This is a genomic window from Bacillus hominis (assembly GCF_018332515.1).
GTDB classification, from domain to species: Bacteria; Bacillota; Bacilli; order Bacillales; family Bacillaceae_G; genus Bacillus_A; species Bacillus_A hominis.
This window is the reverse complement of the sequence record NZ_BOQD01000299.1, coordinates 1-1,520: the sequence shown is the minus strand read 5'-3', so window position 1 is coordinate 1,520 and position 1,520 is coordinate 1. Positions and strand designations below refer to the sequence as shown.

Sequence of the window (1,520 nt, the reverse complement as noted above, 5' to 3'; positions counted from 1 at the left end):
TTGAATTTATATAAAAAAATGAATACTTTTTTTGGTATACAAGAAATTTATACTGCACAATTTCTCCTTTATGGAATGTTATTTCTTATCTTAGTTACTTTCTCCTTGTTTTACTAACAAAAAAGGATCTCACATAAACTTGAGATCCTTTTTTAATTTATATTAATTTTTAATATGTAAAATATGGTTTATCCACAAGCGTATTTTTCATAAATAAAACTAAGATTATATTTTTTCTCTAAGCTCATTCTTTGTTCATCGTCGCACCAATAGAAAAGAATATCATGAATCGTTGCATAACGCTTATTTTTAAGAAATAGTTTAAAGAAGGATGGTAAACAATCATGTAATTGTATAAATATATAATTGCGTAGTATTTCTTCTTTGTATTCAATTCCCTTACAAATATACAGTAATTCTTCACAATAATATGCATGCTGTGGAACTTGGATCATTTCGAAAAATGGTACATATGATAGTAACTTTCCAATAAAATGACCATACCGATCCATTACCCCTATCGTCATATGCTCCATCATTTCTTTCATCACATATAAATAATCATCTACATGAGTTGTCTTTAAAGGGTCTAATCGATCGGAAATTTGAGAAAGTACAGCTTTTTGACAAGCTAAAACTGCTTGGCTAGGTCCATAATATGATAGGAAGTCTGTACACTTACGATACTTTCGTAATAAGTCATGTGTATATAAATCATACACAAAAGTATTACAATGCATTGCTAGACTCATCATATCACTATTTAATTGCTCTTTTGACAGTAGCTTCGCTCGCTTACACATATAAAAGAATGTAAATTCCAATACTTCTTTATGAGATAATAGATATTTGCAATCTGTTATACATTTCTCATTAAATTTAACCCGATCCCAAATTTCTACATCCTCAGCTGTTAATTCACCAATGCGATATTTAATAATTAAATAGTTTAAAGCAACTGCTTTCGTCAAAAGATCCCATGTTTCATACTCCAATGAAGTTTGGACAAATTCATCTAGCCCTTGGGTTATCATAAAAGCATTTGCCTCTTCATACCAACCAATCTCTTGACATAAACGAAGAATACGTACTAGAGTTGGAATTTCATCTTTATGAAACTGCGGTAAATTCTTTACTTTATTCATACCATATACGATAAATGCCGCTAAATTTTCTTCTTTATAAAATTCTTTTTCTTTCCATACTAATATAGTTCGCTCTTTCCCTTCACCTTTTGGATGACAAGGTACAAGCAAAGAAAATAACTCAGCGAAATTATTTGGTTCTATATATGTATCTGTAACCAAATTCCAATTTGGATCGCCCTGTACAGCCCTCATATAATTCCCCTTCCCTTTTTATCCCGCTATTTGTGTACAGTAAGACTCCCACCTCAAAATTCAGTGAATGCGAGGAAGTTAGGTGAGAGATAAAACTGCCCGTAAAAGTCCGATTGGTTCAACTAATAATCGTTGGGGGATGGACAAAACCCCCAATAATTAAAGTTTCACTTTATCAAT

1 protein-coding gene is annotated in these 1,520 nt (G+C 31.2%); it reads right to left on the bottom strand.

The window, feature by feature from the left end; genetic code table 11:
* Positions 1-188: 188 nt before the first annotated feature.
* Complete coding sequence (locus KI356_RS22835; RefSeq protein WP_128283089.1) at positions 189-1,340, bottom strand: DUF3965 domain-containing protein; 1,152 nt, start codon at positions 1,338-1,340, stop codon at positions 189-191.
* Positions 1,341-1,520 lie beyond the last annotated feature (180 nt).